This is a genomic window from Halorubellus sp. JP-L1, assembly GCF_011440375.1.
In the GTDB taxonomy this organism is placed as follows: domain Archaea; phylum Halobacteriota; class Halobacteria; order Halobacteriales; family Natrialbaceae; genus Halorubellus.
The window spans coordinates 910,694-933,304 of sequence record NZ_JAAOIR010000001.1 but is presented as its reverse complement, the minus strand read 5'-3'; the positions used below and the strand labels follow the sequence as shown (position 1 = coordinate 933,304).

The window sequence follows — 22,611 nt, the reverse complement described above, 5'->3', positions numbered from 1 at the left end:
CGACGGTCACTCGTCGGTGCCGCGATTCGACTCCTCCTCTGCGCCGTCGCGTTCGGATGCTTCCGCGTCCGTCTCGGCGACCCCGTCGGCGACTGACTCGAACTCGACGGCCGGTCAGAATCCGCCACCGGTCGTCCGTCGCTTCGCGAGGTTCAGCGTGCCGTTTGCGATCAGGCCATCGTCGCCGGGATCGACCAACAGCACGACGTCCGCGAACTGGTCGGTGAGCGCACGCATCTGCGGGTCGGCCGCCGGCTCGAGACAGTGCAGGACCGCGAGCCCGCCCATCTCCTTGATGTGCTCCGAGAGCGCGTTCAGGAACTGGCGGTACTCCGCCCGGCCCGCGCGCTCGAGCGAGGTCACCGAATCCACGACGAGATTCGAGTTCGCCGGCAGTTGCTCGACCAGCGAATCCGCCTCCGCGAGCGGGTCCTCGTCGAGCGACCGGATTGTCGGACTCCCCGTCTCGACCGCGGTCTCGTCGATCGCGTCCTTCACGAGCGCCTCCGACCGTTCCGCGGTCAGATACAGCGTCCCCCGGACGCTCGTCGCGCCGTAGAGTAGCGACTCCGACTGACTCGCCGGGGGAGCGTGCAGCGCAACGACCGTCCCTGGACCGAAACTCGACAGCACTCCCTCGCCCGCCTCCACCCGAACGTCACTGGCGTCCGGCGAGTCCTCGCTCTCGGTACCCGCAGCCTCCGTCTCGGGCGTATCGTCCTCAATCTCGACGATCGCCGCCACCGCAGCGTCGTACGCGGACGCAGCACGCCCATCCGAGAGCGGCGACTCGCACTCCGGGACCGTCGACAGCACGGGCGCCTGCAGGTCGACGTCGACGTCCTCGACCGCCTGCTCGCACTTCGTCACCACGACCCCCAGCACCGGCACGTCGAGCTGTCGCGCAACGTCGACCGTCTTCCGCGCGGCATCCACGCCACGGTTCGTCGGCGGCGTCGCGACGACCACACCGTCGGCGGCAGCGAGCGGGTCGATGACGTCGGGCCCCGACCCGGACGGACAGTCGACGAGGACGCGCGTCGACTCCCGACGCAACCCCTCGAGCGTCGACTGGAGGTCGATGACGTCGCCGGACTCCGCGCCCGGCAACACGTACGCGTCGTCCACGTTCGGGAGGCGTCGAGCGGTCGTCCGCCAGTCGCCGCCGCCGTCCACGTCCGCGATGGTCTGCGCTCGCGTCACGCCAGCAGTCACGTGGAGGTCCGGGAGCTGCCGGTCCGCGTCCACCGCGAGCGACTGCTCGCCGGCGCGAGCGAACGCCGCCGCGAGACCGAGTGTCGTCGTCGTTTTACCACTGCCGCCTTTCGCACACGCGATTGCGATCATGATTCTGTCGAGTGAGTGATCTGGTTCGAACCGGGATCGGACACGGTCACACCACCGCCTTCAGATCGGAGACCGTGGCTGAGATCGTCATTCGAGACACGTCAGCGAGGTCCGCGAGCGTCTGCTGGTTCACGTCGTCGTCCCGCTCCGCCGCCGCTTTGTAGAGGCACGCGGCCGCGACACCGCTCGGGTTCTTCCCGCCCATCCGACCGCTCTCAATCAGCAACACGACGTACTGGCGCGCGATCCGCTCGACCTCCTTGCAGACCCCGATCTCTGACGCGTACCGCGGCAGGTACTCGACGGGATCGATCGGCCCGATCGGGAGCCCGAGTTCCTGATTGAGGGCGTCGTACGCGGCTTTGAGTTCGTCGCGGTCCGCGCGCGACACCGCGACGATCTCGCCCATCGTTCGGGCGACCGACCGACTACGGCACGTCGCGTAGACGACCGCGGCAGCGAACCCCTCGAGCGACCGCCCACAGAGCAGGTCCGCGTCCTGCGCCGAGTCGAACAGCGAACAGGCCTGGTCCTCGATGCTGTCGGCGAGCGAGAGCGACGAGCGGATGCGTCCGATCTCCGTGTACGCGTACACGCGATTCCGTTCGGCTTTCGACGCGATCTGCGCTCGCTTGTGTTGCTTGCGCATCCGGACGAACTGCCGTTGTCGGTCGCCGCTGACGTCGCTCCCGCACCCGTACCCGATCTCGGTGGAGAGCCCGCGGTCGTGTCGGTTCCGTCGGCGCGGTGCGCCGGTACGGCGACGGTCCTCGTCGTCGCGCCCGTCGCCGCGACGCCATTCTGGCCCATGGTCGACGTTCGGTTCGTCCGAGACGATCCCGCAGGAGTCACAGACGAGTTCGTTGCCGTGGTCTCGGAGTCGCCCCTCGCACTCGGGACAGACAACCTCGGAGCGTTGCATGTAGATTATGAACTTCAAAACGGTACAGGGGAATATTAAATTTTATATTCTATATACAGATTTAATATCTCCTCTGCTGCCGGTTCTGGACGTTGCGACGAGGCTACAGCTTCGAGGAGGACACGGTCGCTCGATCACCGGGACGCCGACCTGATGTGTTCGCCACACCGAACGACCTCGGCAGCGACGTCGTCGAACGTCTCCAACCCATCGCAGTCCGGGGCCACGTGGTGAACGGGATGTCCGTCGTCCTGACTCTCGAAGATGGCGTCGTACTCCTCGAGCACGTGCGTCGGCGTCCCGATGCGTTCCTCCACGCGATCCGCGACGATGCCCGCAGCGTCCGACGTCGCCTTGTTCACGACGATGCACGCGATCGGCGTCTCCACGTCCATCGCGAGCTGGCGCGTCTTCAGCGCGTTCCAGAGCGCCGGCCGGTTCGCCATCGTCACCAGCACCGCCGCATCCGCACACCGCAACTGGTGACCGACGTCCCGAGCGAGGCCAGCGGGACAATCCACGAGCACGTACTCGAACCGCCGGTCGAGCAACGACACCGCGTTCTCCAGGTTCGAGACGTCCGCCGCGGACGCCCCGTCCAACGTTCGCCCACACGGCAGGACGTGGACGTCATCGAACTCCTCGACGGCCTCCATCGGGCCAGCACGCCCCGCGAGCACGTCGTGCATGTCCGGCCCGCGACCACGCGGCAGATCCGGCGTCGTCAGATCGCCGTCGACGACGACGGCATCGAGCGCCCGAGCGAGATTCAGCGAGACCGTCGTCTTCCCGACCCCACCCTTGCCGCCCGAGATAGCGACGATCATCTGTCCCGTCGAAGGACGGCACTCGGCGGCGCCCACTCGTCGAGCGACGCGAGCACCGCCTCAGCGTTCTCGGTCTCCGAACTCGAATCCTCGGCACGCTCCGTCGACACCACGCGAACCGGGTCCGCATCGGGAACGGCGGGCGTCGAGAACCCGACGCCACAACAGCGCCCGGGCTCGATCGTCTCGACCCACGTCCCGTTCTGCCATCGCGGGTCACGCATCCGGCCGGTAACCGGCGGCCACGTCGCTCCATCGAGCGCGTTCTCGATCGCGACGCGCTGCGGTGTACGACGCGTGTTCCGAACCGTCGCCCAGACGAACGTCACGTCGTCCTGCCGCTCGGTCGACGCCGTTACCTCTACCATACTATCTTTCGAACGCTATTGGTATATAAAATTCTACAGACGGTCCGGCGACGTCCCGCTCGCGCTCACGCGCTCGCCGGCTCGTCCGCTTCCTCGGGTGCCCCAGCCCGAGACCTCTCGGTCACGTCCGCTCGCTCCCCAGTGAGCGACCGAAGCTCCCGGGGCGTCCCCAGGAGGTACAGGTCGTCGCCCGCCACCAGCGTCTCGTTGTCCGCCGGCAGCCCGACGACGTCGCCATCGCGGACGAGCACCAGCACCGTCGCCGAGAGCCAACTGACGAACTCGCCCTCCAGTGGCCCGTCCGCCTCGACAGTCACCGACGACACCGTCTCCGGCGCGTCCCAGATGACGGAGACGAACTCGCTCACGTCGTCGATCGTGTCCGGTCGCGTCACCAACCGATACGTCTCGTCGCTATCGAACCCCACCGTGTCGTCCTCGGGCACGACGACCGTCGCCACGTCACCGTCCTTCGACCGGAACACGCCCGTCGCAACCAGCCGATTCCCGCTCTCACCGACCGCCCACACCTCAATCGGGTCGCCCGTCGTCGCATCCCCAGCAGGATCGCTCTCCACCGCGACCGCGGCCGTCCCCGGCGGGAGCGTCGACCCGATACCACCAGGTCGATTCCCGACCGCGAACCGATCCACGTCGTACGCCTCGTTCACCGAGACGTCGACGTGATCCACGTCGAAGTCGTCCTCGATGCGTCTCGTCATCCGATCCGCTATCTCGCCGACGGACAACCGATGCGGGAACCGCAGTTCCTTCCCCGAGAGCGCTCGACGCTCGGCGTCGTCTACCGCACGATACCCGTCGAGCGTCTCGACGGTCTCTGGTACCGTCACGGTCACGACGAGTCCGGCGGACGCCACGAGGTCGCCGACCTCGTCTCTCGTCTCGAACCGCGCGATCCCGTACACGTCCGCCGCGAACTGATCGCCGATGCGACGCCCCGCCTCCGACGCGACCGCGACGCCGAGGAACACTCCCAGGATGTACGACGCCGACGCGTAGTGCTGGAGCGGCGTCGAACCGATCACGGACGTCTGCAGGACCGTCTGCGCGGTCAGGGAGATGGCGACGAACGACACGCCGATGAAGACCGCCGGACCAGCCGGCATCGACCGCGTACTGTACGCGCGGTAGATGAACGCGATACCGAGCGTCACTACGGCCCCGTACAGACCGAACCCGAGGATGCGCAGCAGCGCCTCCATCGTCCAGTCGGAGACGATCGCGGCCGGTGCGATCATGCCTCACCTCCCGCTTCGGCGGTCGTCTCCTCGGCCGTTTCGGACGCCTCCATCGCGGTCTCCTCGGCCGTTTCGGACGCCGCCATCGCGGTCTCATCGGCCGTTTCGGACGCCGCCATCGCGGTCGCGTCGCCGACGAGGAACGCCGCGCGGCCCGGTACGAGGTCGTCCCCGGTCGGGTCGAACGACCAGCCGCCGACGCCGTCACGGCCGACGTCGGCCTCCACCGCGAGCGCGTACATGTCGACGGATTCGTTCGCGACGGCGTCGACGAGACCCGCGTCCAGCGTGACCTCTCGCACCGTCTCGCCCGCGCGCTTCAGGTAACTGAGCGCCTCGTACTCGTGACTCGTGTCGTTGGAGTGCGCGACGACGAGCGTCCCGTCGGCCTCGAGGAGGACGCGAGCGTCGGCGGTCGGGACGGCGACCGTCACCCGTCGCTCCGGACCAGACGCCGCCACCTCGCCGACGCTGACGACGGTCCCGGCGACGCTCGACGATTCGGCGTCGACGGACACGTGATCTCCCGGCGAGAGGTTCGTGGGCGCGAGCGCTGCGACCGACACCGCGCGATGCCCTTCGGGAACGCGTCGCGCCAGGTCCTTGGACTGCGGTGCCGCGTCGATCGTCGCTCGACCGCGGGCGTCGACGGAGACGGCGATCGCCGCCAGGTCGTGCGTCGACCGGAGGTCGTCCGCGAGCCGCGTCTCGATCTCCGAGAGCGGGAGGTCCGCGGGGAGCCGCCACGCGGTCTCCGAGAGCGACGCGGCGAGTTTCGGGCCGACGGCCGGGTAGCCGTCGAGCGACCCGACGTCGCCGGTCGGGCGGATCGTCACCTGTCCGAGGCCGTCGACGTCGTCAGCGGCTTCCTCGGAGAGCGTTCGTTCGCTACGGGACGCGTCCGCGAGGTCCGTCGGCATCCGATGGGCGAGCTTCTGGCCCTGGCTGTTCGCGTAGATGGTGATCATCACGACGACGAACGACGCGATGACGTACCGCGGAAGGTAGTTGACGTTCCGTTGCACGATACTCGCGAGGTACCCGAGCCCGCCGGCGAGCGGCAGCGTCAGGAGGACGGCTGCGAACTGCGGGAGCGATCGGTCCACGTACTGTTCGAGCGAGAACCCGATGAGGCCAGCGAGAGACGCTGGAACGACGCCCAGCACCAACCCGAGCGAGATGCCCACGAGTACCTCGACGGGAAGCGAAACCATATTCCACGTATATATTCTTTGTAATAAAAAACTATCGGGTTGCTGATCACAGGGTCCCGGGTCGACACCAGAGTGGTGGTGGCGTCGAACCCGAAGTCAGCGTCGACGGAACGCGACGACGACCAGCGCCAGCGCGGCGACGACGATGCCGAAACCGGGCGACCCCCCCGACCCCGAGTCGCCGTCGTCGCTGCTGTCCGCAGCGGTCGTCGAACCGCCGCTGGTTCCGCCGTCACCGCTCGTCGTGGTGGTCCGTGGTTCCGAGACCGAGAGTTCTGCGGTCTGGGACGCGTTCCCGGCGGTCATCTCGACGCTGGCCGACCCAGCGGACTCGACCGCTGTCGACCCCGAAACGGTCGTGGACGCGCCGGGGTCGAGCGTCACCGACTCCTCGACGACGACCTCGCCGCCGACCGTGACCGTGACGGGCGTCGTCGTCGCGACGCCACCGGTGTTCGCGACCGTCACCGAGAACGACCCGGACTCGCCAGCGACGATCGCGGACGGAACCGACGTCGATTCGATGCCGATCTTGGCCGGTTCGACGACGTTCGTCGTGGCGTTCGCGGTGCCGTTGACCGACGAGAACGCATGGGTGCGCGAGGTGCCGGCGTCCGCGTCGGCCATTGCCGACACCGTCACGGTCGTCGACCCCGGCGCGGCGGTGACCTGTTCGGTGACGCGCTCGCCGTCGACGACGTGCGTGACGGGAACCGCGACCGCGACGTCCGCGTCGTTCTCGATTGCGAGCTCGACCTCGTAGGATGCGCCCGCCGCGACGTTCTCGGGGGCGTTCGCGCCGGTGAGGGTGACGCTGTCGCGGTCGACGACGGTTACCGTTCCGGCGTCGGCGCTGCCGACGGCGAGGTCGTAGTCGCCGGTCTTGGTGGGCGTCCAAGCGAACGAGGCGTTCGCTCGCTCGTAGCCATCGACGGAGACCTGCGTGGCCGCGATCGAGCCGTCGGTGGCGTTCAGCGACACCGTTCGAACACCGCTCGCCCCACCCTCGTTCCTGGCTTCGAACGCGATGGCGGCCGTCGAGTCGTTCAGGACGGCCGTCGGGGCGTCGACGCTCGTGACGTCGACGTCGGCCGGATGAACGATATCGACGGTCGCTGAGTCGCTGAAGCCGGCGAGCGACGCGGTGACGTTGACGGTGCCGTTGTCGGTGCCGGCGGCGATGGCGCCCTGGCTGGTGGAGGCGAGCGAGTTGTTCGTCTCGAACTCGGCAGGCGCGGTGGCGGTGACCGTCCGACCGGATTCCAGGGTGAGCGTGACCGTCGCTGCGGTCTCGTTGCCAGTGACGAGCTGGTTCGTGCCCGGCTCGAGGTCGAGGGACTCGATCTGGAGGCGATGAACGGGATACTCGTCGGTCGCCACGAAGACGTCACCCCACGGGAGGCGCATGTTCTGGCGGGCGTTCGCGCCCTGCATCTCCGTCGCCGAGAGTTCGGTCACGACCTCGTCTCCGTCCAGGTCGACGGCGCCGTCTGACTGTCCGGAGACGCTCGGATTCCAGTAGTTGGCTTTGAACTCGCCCCGTTGCTGTCCGGCGAATGCACCGGCCCTGTATTCCTCGGACACGGAGACGGAGACCGCCGCGTAGTTCCGAACGACTTCGTCGTCCTCGTACGGATCGACGGAACCTGCGAGCCCACCGGACCACTTCTGCGCAGTGACCGAACCGATCGCGTAACTTCCGATCACTTCGCTCGCTGAACCGACGAGGCCGCCGACGTACTCGGTCCCCTCGGCGTGAACGTTCGCCGACGAGTAGCGGATACTGCTTGCGAAGCCGGCCACGCCGCCCACGTAGTCCTCCCCATCGACTCGTCCCTGGACGTCGACGTATTCGATGGAGTCGTCCCCCCAACCAACCAGGATGCCAACGTACCCTTCGCCCGTAACCGTCGCGTCGACGATCTGGACGTTCTCGAGAACTGTTCCGGAGCCCTCAGTGTTGGCGATGAGACCGACGAAGCGGGCACTGGGTCGATCGATGTAGAGCCCCGTAATCGTGTGATTCCGGCCATCGAACGACCCGGTGAACGGGTCTTTGGTCGTGCTGATAGGCTCGAACCCGCCACCGTAGTTCCACTCTTCGGTCGGGGTTGCGTCGATGTCGTTACCGAGCGCGTAGTGCGCCGAACGGTCCTCGTCCATCGCTTGCAGCTGCGTGAGATTCGTCACGACGTACGGGTCGTCCGCCGTGCCGAAGCCCTCCATCGCCTCGAACGCCGCGTCAAGGGTCGCTGCCGACGGCGCCGGGTTTTCTGTCGGTTGATTCGCCTGGTCCGTCTCCATCGCCAGGACCGGTGCCACCATCGACACCGTCACGAGCACGACGACAAAGAGGACGCGCAAACGCCGTAAATTTTCGCCTTTCATGTATCAACCACTAAGAAGTATTCTAATAAATTTCACGATAAAACTTCAGGGGTTAATAAGGGGTTGGCGAAACCCTTAGGGGTCGAGCACGACGACGCCGCCGTCGTCCTCGTCGTTCTTGTAATTCCCGTCAGATGGCGGAATGACCTCGATGATGATCTTCCCCTGGTTCTGTTTGTTCAAGTCGATATTATTGATCGTACTCGTCGTTATCTCGAACGTCCCAGTCCCAGTATTCGATATGTCCGTCGAACCCCCGGGGACCGTTGCCGTCCCACTCTTGATGAGGACGGTTGCGCCCTCGACTTTCTCGCCTTTCTCGTTCACGACAGTGACCGTTACGGTGTCGCCGTTGCTCTGCTGGACGACTTCGTCGCTCAACTCCGCACTGACTTCCTCTTTCTGGAGGCCGCCGCCGAAGCCGCCGAGCATGCCCATCATCAGCGTCAGGCTCGCGACGCCGACGACCAGGGCGATGATGAGGCGGATCGGGAGCCCTTCTATCGCTCGATCGTCCTCGCGCAGGGTGCTTGTCTTCCGCATAGTTCGATTCGTTTCGCCATCGTATTTAAAGTCTTAATGGAAAGATAGAAATGGGGCGAAATTTAGTATCGGGTGTGACGTTCGTACTTGGCCGCGGTGACGACGAGGACGACGACCGACCGACCGGGTACCTCGGGACGTACCGGGCGCTCGACGGGAGTAGCGGCGCACCGCTACACCTCGACCTTGACGGCCCGCACGCCTCGCTCGTCGTCGGGAAGCGCGGATACGGGAAGTCGTTCACGCTCGGCGTCGTCGCGGAGGAACTCGCGCGCGGCTACGGCGTCGCGCCGGTCGTCGTCGACCCGATGGGCGTGTTCACCACGCTCGCGGAGCCCGCCGAGGACGACGCGAACCCCGTGCCCGCGGACGTGATTTCGAACCCGTCGGTCACGCCGAACTCGCTCGACCCGCGCTCGTGGTGCGCGCTCCTCGACCTCGCGCCCGAGAGCGGCGCTGGCGGTCTCGTCTGGCAGGCCGCGCAGTCCGCGGACTCGATCGCGGGGATGCGCGAGCACGTCGCGCAGGCGGACGCGAAGGAAGCCGACGAGCGAGCGGCGAAGAACCACCTTGACCTCGCTGACGCCTGGGACGTCTTCGACCCCGACGGTCTCGACGCCGCCGACCTCGCGAGCTCGGCGGTGACCGTCGTCGACGTCTCCGGCCTGGATCACGCCCCGATGAACGCGGTCTGCCGCGGTATCGGCGAAGCGCTCTATCGGGCGCGCATCGACGAAGAGATAGAGCGACTCCCGTGGTTGCTCCTGGACGAGGCGCACGCGTTCTTCGACGGCGTCGCCGAGGCCGCCCTCGAGATGATCCTGACGCGAGGGCGCGCACCGGGCGTGAGTATCGTGATGGCGACGCAGCGGCCGAGCGTCGTCCCCGAGGTAGCGATCTCGCAGTCCGACGTCATCATCTCGCATCGACTGACGTCCACGACGGACCTCGACGCCCTCCGGTCCGCGCAACCGACGTACATGGACGGCGGGCTCGACGAACGGATGCCGACCGTACCGGGCGAGGTCCTCATCGTCGACGACGCGACCGAGACGGTTCACACGGCGAAGATCCGCTGGCGCGATACGCCCCACGGCGGGGACGATCCGAACGCGAGCGACGCGGACGTCTGATGGAACCGCTGCGGTCGACTCGATCCCATCAGTGGTTCGCTGCCTCCAGGGGTTTGCTGTTCGTTCCGCGTGGCCGCGTTCGCACCGTCGACGCCGGAACGAGTTGGACTTTAAATACGAAGGGCTGAGAAATAGAACCATGACCGATATCGACCGCATAGAAGAACGATTAACCGCCGTCGAACGGACCGTCGTCGACGGCGACTACGAACTGGACGAACTCGCGGACGTGGCTGCGTTGGCCGACCAGTTCGAGGAGGTCGAGGAACGCCTGGCCGAGGTCGAGGATCGCCTGGCGAAGCTCGAAGGTCGGTCGCAGGCTCTCGGCGGGTACGTGTCGAACGTCCAGTCGGTGAACGACGACGTGGCGGACCAGGCGAGTGCGGCGCTCGCGACCGTCGACCGCCTGGAGGACCGACTCGCCGAACTTGAGGGGGCACCGGGCAGCGACGGCGACCGTCGAGAACCGTCGAACGAGAGCGCAGGCGACCGGTCGACCGACGCCAACCGAACGCCGGACGCGTCGCGGTCCCGTTCGCCGTCGACCGCTGGGTCGTCCGTGTCGGACACCGTGGACGACCTCTTCCCGGAGGACGACGCGAACGCACGCAGTGCGGGGTCGGGGAACGCCACATCGCCCAGCCAGCCTCCCCACGCGTCGAACACCGGTCCAGACGAAGGTGGTCGGCGGACGCGGAACGACCGCGCCGACGACGCGGCCTCGCCCCGTCGCCCCGAACGCGGACCCGCGAACGGATCCACCGGTGGACAGCAGCCCCCGGACGCGACCGCGAACAGCTCCGTCGACGGTTCGAACGGGCACCGCGACGTCGCAGGCGACCGGTCGCGTGACGACCAACGGGAGGGTGCGGACGACCGAACCATCGAACAGCGGTTCGGAGAGGACGCGGAACGCGACGACGCTCCCGAAGACGGCACGACCACGGACGCCGACGCCGACGACGACGACGGTGGCTTCTTCGGGTCGCTTCGCTCGTCACTGTCGTGATCCGGACGATCCTCGCCGTCCTCATCACGGTCGCGCTGTTCGCGGTCGCAGTGCCGGCCATCGACCAGGCCGCCGGAGCGCGCGGCGACCAACAGGCGGAAGCGACGGCCGCCGAGATCGAACACGCGGCGAAGTCCCTGTACGTCGCCGAGGACGCACCGCCGGAGGGAGTGACCGGCCCGCGTCGACTCGTCTCGGTGTCGCTCCCGACCGACGGCCTGACCCTCGACCCGGTCTCGTCGTTCACCATCGAACCGGTCGCGACGAACCACACCGTCATCAGGTACAGCGTCGACGGCCGGCAGACGAAGGTCGTTCACGTCGAAGCGCCGCTGGTCGGCCCGGACTACGGGAGCATCGAGTACGGACAGATAACCGGCGAACACCGGTTCCGGTTGACGCTGGAACGCCACCCCGACGAGGGCTATCCGGTCGTCGTCATCGAACGCCTCTGATCGACATCCATGAGCGAGGAAGAGAACGCTTCTGACGATTCGTCGATGCTCGAACGCTTGGGCCTGAACGCGGTCGCGGACTGGTTCGGGTCGTCCGATTCGGCCGCGGACTGTGCGTGCACGGTCTCCATAGACGGCACGACGGCGCACGTGGACGCGAGCGATTGCGACGGCGACCTCGCGACCGCGGACGCCTGTCGCCGAACGGCCATCTCGGGGATGACCGAGCGGTCCATCGAGCGCATCTTCGTCGAGTCACAGGGCCTCCAGCATCGATACGCTGGCGATGGCGTGCGGGTGCTCTCCGCCGCTGCCGAATTCCACCGGCTCGTCGAGAACCGCGACGAACGGCTCGCGGAGCTCGTGCAAGTCGACCCGCTCGCCGTCGCGGAACGGATCGAGACGCGCGTCGGGCCGATCGCTGAGATCGGTCGCCAGTCCGGGCTGACGCGTGCGGCGGACGGCATCGAGAGCCTCGAAGCCGCACTCGACCCCGGGGTCGGGTTGAGCGTCGGGCACTACTTCGTCCGGCAATCCATCGACGACGGTGCGAGGCTCGAGGACATGGAGTCCCTCGACACCGGGAGCGAAGCCCGCGTGTACGAACGCCCGAACAGCGTTCCGCTGTACGCGGTCGACGTCGTGGACACGTCGCTGTCGGCGAAACAACGGACGCTCCTGCTCGAATGCTACGAAGCGATCGCGAACGGGAAAGTGACGGGTGAGCGGGCGGCGTCTCGCGCGCTGGAGTACGTGACGGACGAATCGGTGGAACCGCGCCTCGCTGCGGTCGTCTCGAAGCACACGCAAGGGTACGGCATCCTCGAGGACCTCTTCGCGGATCCGCGAGTCACGGACGTGTACGTGACGTCCCCCGTCGGCGAGAACCCGCTCCGGGTCGTGGTCGACGGGCAGTCGATGACGACGAACGTTCACCTGACGCCGGAGGGTGGCGGTGCGCTCGCGTCCCGCATCCGGAAGATAAGCGGGCGTGCGTTCTCTCGCGCGCAGCCGACCGTCGACGCGACGGCGACGCTGGACCGTGGGACCGGCGTCCGCGTCGCGGGCGTGAAATCCCCGGTCGCCGAAGGGACGGCGTTCGCCTTCCGCGAACAGGCCGAGGACCGGTTCACGCTCCCCGAGCTCGTCGCGAACGGAACGATGCCGTCGGAAGCGGCGGCGTTCCTGTCGGTGGCGATCCAGCGGAACGCCGCGGCACTCATCGCGGGGACTCGTGGTGCGGGGAAGACGACGCTGCTCGGAACGCTCCTGTACGAGCTGACGCCGGATACGCGAACGGTCGTCATCGAGGACACGCCCGAACTGCCGGTCACGCAACTCCAGAACGTCGATCGGGACGTGCAGGCGCTCCGGACGGGGACGGGAGACGGTCCGGAGATCACTGCGGCGGATGCACTCCGGACGGCGCTCCGGCTCGGTGACGGGGCGCTCGTCGTCGGCGAGATCCGCGGCGAGGAAGCGGAGGTGCTGTACGAGGCGATGCGCGTCGGTGCGAACGCGAACGCGGTGCTCGGGACGATTCACGGGGACGGCGCGGAGGACGTGTACGAACGCGTCGTCTCCGACCTCGGCGTCGAGCCGTCGTCGTTCGGCGCGACCGACCTCGTCGTGACCGTGCAAGCGTACAGGACGCCCGACGGCCGGAAACGACGGCTTTCCGCGATCGAGGAGGTGATCGTGGACGACGACGGTATCCGGTTCGCGCCGCTCTACGAGATCGACGGTGACCAGGCGGTGTCGACGGACCGCGTGGACCGCGGGAAGAGCCGGTTCCTGAACCGGTTGACGGGTCCGGCGGAGTCGTACGCGGACCTCCGCGCCGACGTCGCCGAACGCGCCGCGGAACTCGAGGACATCGCCGCGGACAGGCGGACCGCTCCGTCCGAGGTCGCTGCCGCGTACGCGACGCGAGGTCAGTGACCGATGTCCGGAACGGAGCGCACCGTCCGGTTCCTCGCGAAACTGTACCCATACGAGGTCGAAGCGAGCCAGGAGCTGATCGAATCGCTGGCGTTCGTCGAGTCGCCCGTGGACGCGAGAACCGTCGTCCGGAGCGGCTACGGTGCCGGCATCGTGACGCTGCTGGTGGTCCTTCCGCTGCTGGCGCTCCCGATTCCCCTCTGGGGCGTGTTCCTGTTCTCGTTCATTGCCGCTCTCGGCGCGATCCAGGTCGTTCACTCGTTCCCGCGTCTCCTCGCCGCGTTCCGGCGAACGCGAGCGCTCGGTGAGACGCCCGACCTCATCGGGCGGGCGGTCCTCCGGATGCAGATCCAGCCCTCGACTGAGACGGCGATTCGGTTCGCGGCGGAGACGGGGTACGGGCCGCTCGCGAAGAGCCTGCAGGCGCACATCGATCAGTCCCTCGGCACGGCCGAATCCGGACTGCTCTCGTTCGCGGACGAATGGGCGGAGGAGTTCCCGGCACTTCGCCGGTCCGCGCACTTGCTCTCCACCGCCGAAGACGCACCGGAGGGCGAACGCGGCCGGACGCTCGAACGGTCGCTGCACGCCGTGCTCACCGGGACTCGCGAGCAGATGGCGGACTTCACCGAGCAGATCCGTGGCCCGACGACTGCGCTCTACGCGTTCGGCGTGATGCTCCCGCTGGCGCTCGTCGCGCTCCTCCCCGCGATGCGTATGGCGGACATCCGGCCGGGTATCGGCGCGTACGTCCTGCTCTACGACGTCCTCCTGCCGACGATGCTCGTGGTGACGAGCGTGTGGTTACTGCAGCGGCGACCCGCTGCGTTCCCGCCGCCGCAAGTCACTCGCTCCCATCCGGACGTGAATCAGAACCTCGCGCTCATCGCGCTCGCCGCCGGCGGGTCCGCAGCGGCCGCGTTCGCGAGCGTGCAGGCGTTCGCCGTCGGGTACCTGGCACCGATCGTGGCACTGGGGATCGGGCCGGGAGTCGCACTCTACCTCTACTTCAAGCCGATCAAGTCGGTCGGCGATCACGTTCGCGCCATCGAGAAGCACCTCGTGGACGCGCTCTACCTCGTCGGCCGACAGGTGTCGGAGGGCGAATCGGTCGAAGCGGGCCTAGAGCAGGCCGCGGACAAGGTCCCGGCCGAGACCGGCGACCTGTTCGAGCAGGCTGCGGGCGTGCAACGTCGACTGCACGTCGACGTCGACGAGGCGTTCAACGGAGCGTACGGCGCGCTCAACGACGTTCCGAGTCCGCGAGCGAACGGGACGGCAGCGCTGCTGTCTATCGCGTCGAACGAGGGGAAGCCAGCGGGCCGGGCGGTGGTCGCGATGGCGGACCACCTGGAGGAACTCCAGGAGGTCGAGCGGGAGGCGAAACGACAGCTCTCGATGGTGACGGGAACGCTCGATCAGACGGCGTCGTTCTTCGGGCCGATCATCGCCGGTGCGACCATCGCACTGAGTAAGGTCATCGAATCGCGGAGTCAAGGTGCGAGCCTGTCGATGTCGGGTAGTGCGGAGGTCGCATCCGGGAGCGTGGACGCGGCGGGGCAGGCGGCGAACTCGGCGGGCGCGGCGAGTTCGCAAGCCACTGTGGCGTTCCCGACGGAGAGCCTGGCCATCGTCGTCGGCGCGTACGTCCTCATGATGTCCGTCATCTTGACGACGCTCTCGGTCGGTCTCAAGCACGGACTCGACCGGACGCTCGTCGGGTGCGCAGTCGGGAAGGCGCTGTTCACCGCGATGCTGTTGTTCACGGGGACGTTCCTCCTCACGAACGGCCTCATCGGTTGACCGGGCGTCTCGTCTGCTCGTCCCGGACCCGTCACAGCCGAGCGCCACCCGCGGCCCACTTATTATTATCTGGGAAAGATAGTATGTAAGTTTAAATAATTGCGGGCGTAGAAATCACTCATGGACTTCGAGGCGCCCGCCGACGGATGGTACGTCTTCATCGGCGTCGCCATCTTCAGTATCGCAGCGATGGGGCTGGCGCTCTCGATCCCCTCGACGCCACCACCGAACGCGAACGGCGTCGCGAACACGATCGACAAGGTCGGCGCACAACCGTACGGCGGCACCGCTCGATACGAACACGACGCCGACCGCTACTGGGTGAACCGAGACACCGTCGTCCTGAAGAACGACGGTGGGACGTCCCGCGCACTCGTCCGGTTCGGGACCATGGCACCGGCCTGGCCGGACGAGGATCTGGCCGCCGTCGTCCACGGCGATTCGCCGAAGGACGTCTTCGCAGACCAGGCCGCGTTCGAGGCCGCCGTCGAGGCCGCACAGGGCCACGTCCGCGATGCGGACGGACGCGTGTTCACGTCCGCGAGCGGGACGCTCGAAGTACGCAAGGTAACTTGGGGTGATTACTCTGTCATTCTCGTACTCGCCTGACGGAACGACCCGCGGCCAGACCGAACCGCTCGCCGCACTCATCGCCATCTCGACGATCGCACTCGCGATCGGCGTCTACGGCGGGTTCTTCACGGACGTGATGGACACGCGAACGGATCGGGACGTGAGCGAACCGACGCTCCAGAACGTCTGGCACACTATCGGTGAGGACTCGGTCTACACGGAGGGCGAACTTGCGGCCACGACCCTCCCGGACTCCGCAATCCCGACCCAGTACAACGTGTACGTGAACGTCACTGTCCTCGAAGACAGCGGCTGGGAGCAAGAGGAGGAAGCGCTGTACGGGTCGAGTGACGATGCGAGTTCGGTAACCGTCTCCGACCTCGTCGGCGTTGCGGACTTCGCGAGCCGCTCGATCCCCTATCAGACCGACGACGGGCGGGTGCGGAGCGCCCGCCTCAACGTGGTGGTGTGGCGCAAATGAGACCCGAGAACAGAGCGGTGAGTACGGTCGTCGACGTCGCACTCGCACTCCTCCTCGTCACCGCATCGATCGCGACGATGGTCGTCTTCCTCGGCGAGGACGATCAACCCACTGAGACCCGAAACCCCGACGAACTCGCACAGACGCTCTCCGCGACCACCATCACCGCCGAGTACTCGCTCGAGTCGCTCGAGAACAGTGACCAGTTCGAGGACGAGGAGTACTACGAGTACAGCCGACGGAATCACGGCACTGCAGTCGAACTCGTGGCGGACGCCACCGTCCGAAGCGTTACGTTCGACACCCCTGGCGACCGCACTCCCCTCAACGAGGGGAGCGAGCCGTACGTCGAAGCCGTCGAAGCGGGCGTAAACGAGCGCGTCACCGGCACGAACGAGAACGCGCACGTCGTTGCACTCTGGCGGCCGTACAACCGGTCGGACATCCAAGGTCGCATCGAAGCGGGGCCCACCCCGCCCGGCGACGCCGACGTCAGTACCACGACGATCCGCGTCGACAGCGGCATGGACCGGCTGACCGACGCCCGCATCGAGCGAGCGTACGATCGAGGTGGGAAACGGGCCGTCGCCACCCTCGTCGCCGAAACCATCGTCGACGGGCAGTTCCCACCGACAGCCACGCAGCTCGCCATCGAGAAACGCGGCTTCCAGGGGTCACTCGCCCGATACCGGTACAAACGGATGCGAAATATCCTGCAGTCGTACCCCGAGACGAGCAGTTTCAAGTATTCGACTGGGCCGTACGGTGCACCAGTGTACGAGCGCGACGTCGCAGACGCAGCGCAAGCGAACGAGGAGGTCGTCGACGAGCTCGAAGAGATCGTCCTCGAAGAGCTCGACGACAAGTACTTCGACGAGATGGATACCGTGACCGGGCAGACGCTCGCGGACGCCATTCAGACCGGACACGTCGTCGTCGTCGTCCGAACGTGGTGAACAGCATGCGAACGACTCCAACAGGACTACCGACTTCCCTCACCGACACATGAGTAAACGCCGCCGGAACACCATCACTATCGCATCGGACGACAGCGCGCGCGTGCCGTTCGCCATCATCGGCGTCCTGCTCCTTGTGAGTAGCGTCGCGGTCGTCGCCGTCAAGCAAACCCAGCCGGAGTCGACGGCCGAACAGTCCACGTCGACGGCGGAGGCGCTCCGACAGACCGAGGCCCTCTCTAGAACGGCCGTTCAGAGTGCTGCGAAGCAGGCGTTGAAGAAGGCAGCCAGGAAGCCGGTGACGGAGCCCTCCGACGGTCCAGCCGGCGAAGCGTTCGACGCCGGGTCCGCTGGGATGGACGATGATTCGTACGAGTACGACCGGCACGTCTTCCGGCGGTACGTCAAGCTCCGAATCTACCTCGCCGTGCAGGAGCAGCTGGCTTCGACCGGGCAGACGTTCCAGGGCGACGTCCGGACCGTGAGTTCGACGCCGGACGTCAGTTACTCGCAGGAGGAACTCGAGGCCGCGATCGATCGCGTGGAACTCACCGCCGGAATCGAGTCCGACGAGGACGACGTGGAGACGGGCGAGGTCGAGGTGACGGTCGAGGACGTCTCCGTCACCGCAATCAGGGAGGATGGGACGAAGGACACGCGGACGCGAGAGATCTCGCTCACGGTCCCGAGCACCGCGTTCGCACTCCACAACCGGACCGTGAAGTACGAGAAGCGACTCGACATGGGGTTCTTCGAGGCGGACGGCATGAACGGGTTCGGACGCCAGTTCGCGGCCCGGATATACCCGCTCGCCTACGCGAAGGCGTACTACGAGCGGGTAAACAAGGAATCGACGTTTGCCCCAGTCAAGGATGCCGAAGCGGACTTCCCGAGCATGGTCGAGAACTACGAGGCGGAGATCTTCGCGAACGATGCCGTCTACGGCGTTCAGAAGAACGTCTTCGGGACGAGCGACGAAGGTGCGAGGAACGCGATGGCCGGTGCCTGGACTTGCCTGTTCGCGCGCACCGGCGGGAAGCTCTTCGACCTGAAGAAGAAGATGAAGGACAGGTACGTCGAGTCGAGCCCGAAGGACCTGTGCCGAGCGACCCAGTTCATCGTCGGCGGCCCCAGCGGCGAACGCAAGAGCCTCACCGAACTCCTCGATGAGATCGGGGGTGGCGGGATGGCTGGAGAGGCACGCGACCAGTTGAACAAGCAAACGACGGTCCACATCCGCAACTTCTCGAACCCGTCCTACAACTGGGTGCTCAGTCGGAGCTACGAGTGGAAACAGAACGATCAGGATTGGTCGGAGGACGGAGCTGGTGACAGTCAGGAACCACCGAACAGCGACAAGGACGCCGTCTCCGGCGACAACGAGATGGAGATGCCGGACTCGAACTTCGAGACGGACGTTCTCGACAACATCATCGACCGGACGTACGAGGTCGACATCGGATCTGACGTCAGGACGTCCTCGAGCGGAAGTGAGAACCCCACCGTCACCACGCCGTCGTTCGAGGATTCGGAGAACTGGAGCGTCGACAGCGACAACAAGGTCCGGACGGACAAGTCCATCTCCGTCGAGAAGCGCTCGAGGATGGACGGTAGCGCGGACAGTTCGTGGCAGGACCTCCACACGGTCGCGGTCACGGTGGAGAAGTCGTACAAGCGGACGAAGGTGTGGGAGTACGACGGCCCGGAGGACCTGGGCCCGACCGAGACGCGGGAGTCGACGTCCTCGGTCACGTACGAGGTGGAGGTCACCACGAAGGCAAACCACAGCGAGCGGTCCATCATCGCCGACAAGGGCGTGTCGAACATCTACGAGGGTGGGCCTTCGGACGCAGACGGCCGGCCACCGCGGTACTTCGACGACGTCCCTGAGCGAGCGCTCACGACGGTCCTTTCGGTCGGAGGCGCGAGTTCCGTCGAGTCGGAGCTGGAGGACATCTCGCCGGAGGACGTTCACGGCGAGGGGGCCCTGCGGTCGAAGGTCGTCAACGACGACGACAAGATCGTCCTCGGTCCCAGTGAGCTGTTCGAGGACGGGGAGCGCGGGGAGGTCAGGGATTGGCTGCGGGCAGAGATCACGGAGACGAACGACCGCGTGAACAGTTCGACCGCGGATTGGGCGACGATGGAGGTCTCTCGGATGGACATGGCGACGGACGACGACGTGTTCTCGACGCTCAAACAGCGACTCAGGGACCGGCGGGACGCGATCGTGTACCGGGATTCGCGGACGGGCTACGACACGATCACGGAGAAGGCTCGCGCGGAGTTACGGCTCGTGTACGTTCGCCAGATGCGTCGGTGGATGGACGAGGTCGAGAGCCGCCGGAACGACGCTCGCGGGAACGTGAACCAGAATCTCTCCGATTCGGTCGAGGGAACGGAGAACGCGCTCACGGATGGGCTCCAGTTCGCGAACGGCGCGCTCGAGGATGCGCCGGACCTGGTCGGAACGTCGCCGCCCGGCGAGATCGGGAACTCAGACGTGTACGACGACGTGACGTTCCGCGTCGAGACCGCGCCGTCGTACCTGAGTCTGTCACCGGTGACGCGGAATACGGTTCCGGAGGTGCGGCCACGGGGTGAGACCGTCAGTGATCCGGAGAACACGTTCCACGCGTCGATGGCGGCCCGGAACAATGCATTGCTCCCGAATCCGGGCGCGCCGGTCGTGCCGTGGCCGAGCTTCTGGTACGTCTCCGTGAACAACGTGAACGTCCGCGTGAATGGCGAGTACGCGCGGTTCGCGGCGAGTGCGCGCACTGGCGGGCCGAGTGCTGAAAGTGCGACGACGTACGTCCGGCAACCCCAGCCCGTGCATCTCGAGATCAACGGGCTCCGGCATCGGGTCGGTCGGGTCGAAGCGGTCAACTTCTCGAGCATGACGTCGGTCGTGCTCGCGACACCGGGTGGGACGGTGATGCCGTACGGGAGTCTCGGCGCTGGTGACCGGGTCAGCGAGAAGCCCGGTGCGACGAAGCACGAGCTGACGGAGTGCTCGGTGACGTGGCCGTACGTCGGCCCCGGGTTCAGTCCGGAGAAGCAAGATCCCTCGAAGTGCGCGAACATCCCGAACGACGGCGGCACCACCGCCAGTAACGAGGAACTCCTCATCGGTGCACTCAGTGGCGACGGCGACGACATGATCGACCTCGCGTTCGGCGATGACGACGACTTCGAGACGAGCGCGTGCGACCTCCCGGACGAGGACGACGACAACAAGGTCCGCGCCAGCGTCAACGTGGCCGGTGACGCTGGCAAGCACGTGTTCAGCGACGTCGAACAGGTGCGCGTCCGACCAGCGGACGACGACGACGAGGATGAAACGGACGGCTGTCCAGACGAGCACTTCGACGTAACGTTCATTGATCTGGGGAAAGGGGATAGCGTACTCTTCGAGTACCAATCGAAAGACGGAGAAACGGAAACGATGCTCGTCGATGCCGGCGCGAACGCTCCCGCCCGGTACGAGGACGACCTCTCGAACACTCTCGCAGCGGAGATGGACGGTGAGGATCACACCATCGATCACCTCGTCGTCTCGCACAATCACTCGGATCACCTGAACCTGATAGACGACCTACTCGAGGACGAGGAGAACGACTTCGATATCGAGAACGTGCACTTCTCGGGGTCGTCGACCGGGAGCGGTACTGAAGCGGACATTGCCGAAGCGCTCGATGGGGAGGCGTCCACGGAAATCCTCCGAGCGGGGGACTCGATACGTTTCGGGGACGCCACTGCAAGAGTACTCAGGCCGGAAGGTACGGGTGACGTCGACGAGAAATCGGTCGTCATGAAAGTGATCTACGAGGATTTCACCGTCTTGACGACTGGAGACATACGTCAAGACCAGGAGCAAGCTCTGGTTGAGGAGCAGTATCTGGCGGACGTAGACGTACTCCAAGCATCGCATCACGGGACGAGCGCGGAGGGCGAAACGGTCGTCAGTGAGGAATTACTTGCTGCGACCACGCCCAAGAGCATCGTCATCTCGAACAGTAACAGGAGACGCCGTAATCAAGAGTTCGCACCGGATTGTGGCGTCTTCGACAGGGCGGAAGTAGCGGACATTCCCGTCTATTGGACGGCCGTTCACGAAGACGTCACGTTCGTCACTGGCGTCTTCGGTCCGGTTGTCGGACCGATGGATGGCGAGACGGCGCCGAGTGCACTCCGGGAAAGGCTCCCGTATCCCTGCGGAGACGACGAGGAGGCGATCTATCTCGTTCAGGACCAGCATCAAGTAGTATGGCCGAGCAGAGTGAAGTATGCGGATAGAGGTACGCACTCTGGGGTGGCTTGAGCAAACTCACGGTGACTTCAGGCGGTTCTGGACTGCCGAATGTGGGTCGTTCGACTTCCTGAACTCGATCGTCCCGTATCTCGGCCGCTACGATCCGGAGGCCCGGTATTATATTTCGGTGACTGTTTCAGATGCGGGGTTCGACGTGAGCGAGACAGTTGGCGACCACTACTCGACGGCAGTGCTGAACGCGGCGGTCGAAGGACCGGAACTGGCCCTCAGCGACCCTGACACCGCCCAGTCGGTTGGATACGTCGGGCTCGACTTCCTGCATCGGTCCTGGGCGGAACACGTTCGTGGGGACGGGTTACTACCCGAATCCGACCTCCAGGCGTGCATCGTTCTGGAGTACGACGAAGCGCTCACGCTCAGCGAGACGGAGATCACTCGGGCAGAGATAGCCGAGAAACGTGCGGCCACTGAAGAGCCGAGCCACTCCGGTTCCGCCGGTCGAGCTGATGAGTCGTCGGGCGGGGACCGCCGGTCTGGAGTGCGCCGGGTGCCGGGAACTGCCTTCGAGGTCGACTACGAGGGCCGGATATCGAACGAGGAAGCAGGGATGCTCGAGTTACCTGCAGGGATTTCGTCGGCATTCCCGCACGACGACGGACTCGTGGCTCTCGTTGGGGAATCCGATATCGAGAATAGGCGTGTGGAGGGGAACGTGCTGCGTCTCACGCGGGACTGCGAGGTCGACTGGTGGATGGACTCACTCCCGGATGAGTCCGGCCGCGTGACGTCCATCTGGTTCCTCGACGGTCGCCTCTTGGTGAGAACGTCGTCGGGGCCGGTGATCGAGGTCGACACTGCAAACGGGGCCGTCCTCGCGACCGACGTCTGAGGGTGGCATCCGAGCGACGGTGGTGCCGTACGGGAGTCTCTGGCTGCGCGACAGAGTGTCCCGGAGCAACGCCGGGGAGCACGAACTGCGGGGCCCCACGAACTGCGGGGCCCCACGAACTGCGGGGCCCCTCGAACGGCGAGTTGCTCATCGGCGACCAAATAGTTCGGTCGCGATCGGTTCGTTCCACCGGAGCGGTTCGATCGGGGGCGTCCGAACTCGGATTC

Annotated in this window: 18 protein-coding genes; 10 read left to right on the top strand and 8 right to left on the bottom strand. The window is 66.2% G+C overall.

Annotated features, from left to right (window positions below; genetic code table 11):
• Positions 1–114 precede the first annotated feature (114 nt).
• The 8 genes from G9C85_RS04750 to G9C85_RS04715 all read right to left on the bottom strand — a co-directional run bounded on the left by G9C85_RS04750 (position 115) and on the right by G9C85_RS04715 (position 8,868).
• A complete protein-coding gene (locus G9C85_RS04750; protein ID WP_166037414.1) occupies positions 115–1,347 on the bottom strand; it encodes an AAA family ATPase in 1,233 nt (410 codons plus the stop codon).
• Between the two features lie 46 nt (positions 1,348–1,393).
• Positions 1,394–2,269: a transcription initiation factor IIB family protein gene (locus G9C85_RS04745; protein WP_166037412.1), complete on the bottom strand. Its 876-nt coding sequence runs from the start codon at positions 2,267–2,269 to the stop codon at positions 1,394–1,396.
• 134 nt (positions 2,270–2,403) lie between these two features.
• Positions 2,404–3,096, bottom strand: a complete 693-nt coding sequence (locus G9C85_RS04740) for a P-loop NTPase (RefSeq protein ID WP_166037410.1) — start codon at positions 3,094–3,096, stop codon at positions 2,404–2,406.
• Positions 3,093–3,464 (bottom strand): hypothetical protein, encoded by a 372-nt coding sequence (locus G9C85_RS04735; RefSeq protein ID WP_166037407.1) that lies wholly within the window; start codon positions 3,462–3,464, stop codon positions 3,093–3,095. Before G9C85_RS04735 ends, G9C85_RS04740 begins: the two co-directional genes overlap by 4 nt.
• A 65-nt stretch (positions 3,465–3,529) precedes the next feature.
• The gene (locus G9C85_RS04730; RefSeq protein WP_166037405.1) at positions 3,530–4,723 is read right to left on the bottom strand and encodes a hypothetical protein; all 1,194 of its coding nucleotides are present in this window, start codon (positions 4,721–4,723) and stop codon (positions 3,530–3,532) included.
• A complete protein-coding gene (locus tag G9C85_RS04725) occupies positions 4,720–5,937 on the bottom strand; it encodes a potassium transporter TrkA (protein ID WP_166037403.1) in 1,218 nt (405 codons plus the stop codon). Before G9C85_RS04725 ends, G9C85_RS04730 begins: the two co-directional genes overlap by 4 nt.
• 96 nt (positions 5,938–6,033) lie before the next feature.
• On the bottom strand, positions 6,034–8,325 hold the full coding sequence (locus G9C85_RS04720; protein WP_166037402.1) for a hypothetical protein: 2,292 nt from the start codon (positions 8,323–8,325) through the stop codon (positions 6,034–6,036).
• A gap of 75 nt (positions 8,326–8,400) precedes the next feature.
• Positions 8,401–8,868, bottom strand: a complete 468-nt coding sequence (locus G9C85_RS04715; RefSeq protein ID WP_166037401.1) for a hypothetical protein — start codon at positions 8,866–8,868, stop codon at positions 8,401–8,403.
• Positions 8,869–8,942: 74 nt separating this feature from the next.
• Between G9C85_RS04715 and G9C85_RS04710 the strand changes: the two genes are divergently transcribed.
• From G9C85_RS04710 to G9C85_RS04665, 10 genes are all read left to right on the top strand, one after another.
• Positions 8,943–10,001 (top strand): ATP-binding protein, encoded by a 1,059-nt coding sequence (locus tag G9C85_RS04710; protein WP_166037400.1) that lies wholly within the window; start codon positions 8,943–8,945, stop codon positions 9,999–10,001.
• A 139-nt stretch (positions 10,002–10,140) separates the two neighbouring features.
• On the top strand, positions 10,141–11,010 hold the full coding sequence (locus tag G9C85_RS04705; RefSeq protein WP_166037399.1) for a hypothetical protein: 870 nt from the start codon (positions 10,141–10,143) through the stop codon (positions 11,008–11,010).
• Entirely contained in the window at positions 11,007–11,465 is a 459-nt protein-coding gene (locus tag G9C85_RS04700) for a hypothetical protein (protein ID WP_166037398.1), read from the top strand. Before G9C85_RS04705 ends, G9C85_RS04700 begins: the two co-directional genes overlap by 4 nt.
• A gap of 9 nt (positions 11,466–11,474) precedes the next feature.
• Positions 11,475–13,406: a type II/IV secretion system ATPase subunit gene (locus G9C85_RS04695; protein ID WP_166037397.1), complete on the top strand. Its 1,932-nt coding sequence runs from the start codon at positions 11,475–11,477 to the stop codon at positions 13,404–13,406.
• A gap of 3 nt (positions 13,407–13,409) precedes the next feature.
• Positions 13,410–15,209 (top strand): secretion system protein, encoded by a 1,800-nt coding sequence (locus G9C85_RS04690; protein WP_166037396.1) that lies wholly within the window; start codon positions 13,410–13,412, stop codon positions 15,207–15,209.
• 120 nt (positions 15,210–15,329) lie between these two features.
• Positions 15,330–15,818: a hypothetical protein gene (locus G9C85_RS04685; RefSeq protein WP_166037393.1), complete on the top strand. Its 489-nt coding sequence runs from the start codon at positions 15,330–15,332 to the stop codon at positions 15,816–15,818.
• A complete protein-coding gene (locus G9C85_RS04680) occupies positions 15,787–16,263 on the top strand; it encodes a hypothetical protein (protein ID WP_166037391.1) in 477 nt (158 codons plus the stop codon). Before G9C85_RS04685 ends, G9C85_RS04680 begins: the two co-directional genes overlap by 32 nt.
• Positions 16,260–17,219 (top strand): hypothetical protein, encoded by a 960-nt coding sequence (locus tag G9C85_RS04675; RefSeq protein ID WP_166037389.1) that lies wholly within the window; start codon positions 16,260–16,262, stop codon positions 17,217–17,219. The genes G9C85_RS04680 and G9C85_RS04675 overlap by 4 nt, the downstream gene beginning before the upstream one ends.
• Positions 17,220–17,268: 49 nt before the next feature.
• Positions 17,269–21,543 carry a ComEC/Rec2 family competence protein gene (locus G9C85_RS04670; protein ID WP_166037387.1) on the top strand — a complete coding sequence of 1,425 codons (4,275 nt, stop codon included), beginning with the start codon at positions 17,269–17,271 and terminating at the stop codon, positions 21,541–21,543.
• Positions 21,509–22,384: a hypothetical protein gene (locus tag G9C85_RS04665; protein WP_166037385.1), complete on the top strand. Its 876-nt coding sequence runs from the start codon at positions 21,509–21,511 to the stop codon at positions 22,382–22,384. The genes G9C85_RS04670 and G9C85_RS04665 overlap by 35 nt, the downstream gene beginning before the upstream one ends.
• Positions 22,385–22,611 lie beyond the last annotated feature (227 nt).